At 43.9% G+C, this 503-nt stretch carries 1 protein-coding gene; it reads right to left on the bottom strand.

All coding sequences use genetic code 11. The annotated features are described in order from the left end of the window. Positions 1-503 (bottom strand): hypothetical protein (locus tag HMPREF9441_RS17040; RefSeq protein ID WP_008623390.1); only part of this gene is annotated, 503 nt, incomplete at both ends.

Here is a 503-nt window from a genome sequence, read left to right as displayed (position 1 = left end):
TACCGTACCATCGCTATCGCCCTTACAACTTACATTCTTTATCGCTACTTTGGCTATACTAAAGGTATTCGGATTAGGCGAAGTATAATCGTAATCTATCATACAGCCCGTATCTTTATGCCCTATCCAGAATTTATGCGTTGCATTAGGGGTTACTGCAAAAGTACCTGTCGATTGCCAAGGAGCAGTACCTATCGCTGCCGTAGGAGCTGTAGCTCCCTGTGCGTAGTAAATAGTACCTGCTGTAAAGGCCGCTCCTCCTGTTTGGGTGATACTAAGGGTTACTGTATCTGTACCACAAGTAATCGTACTGCTTACCGTTATATTGGCAGCATCTAAGCCTTCGTAAGCGGTTATTGTTCTTACTGTGCTGGTAGCACAACCTGATGCATCAGTTATTGTAATAGTTACCACTCCTCCTGCTGGGTCTCCATAATTAAATACATTACCCGTACCGGTACTACCATTAGGTGCTACATAGGTAATAGTTACAGAACCTGTGC

This window comes from Paraprevotella clara YIT 11840 (genome assembly GCF_000233955.1).
Classification (GTDB): domain Bacteria; phylum Bacteroidota; class Bacteroidia; order Bacteroidales; family Bacteroidaceae; genus Paraprevotella; species Paraprevotella clara.
Note: the sequence above shows the minus strand (reverse complement) of the source record. Positions and strands in the feature narration are given on the sequence as shown.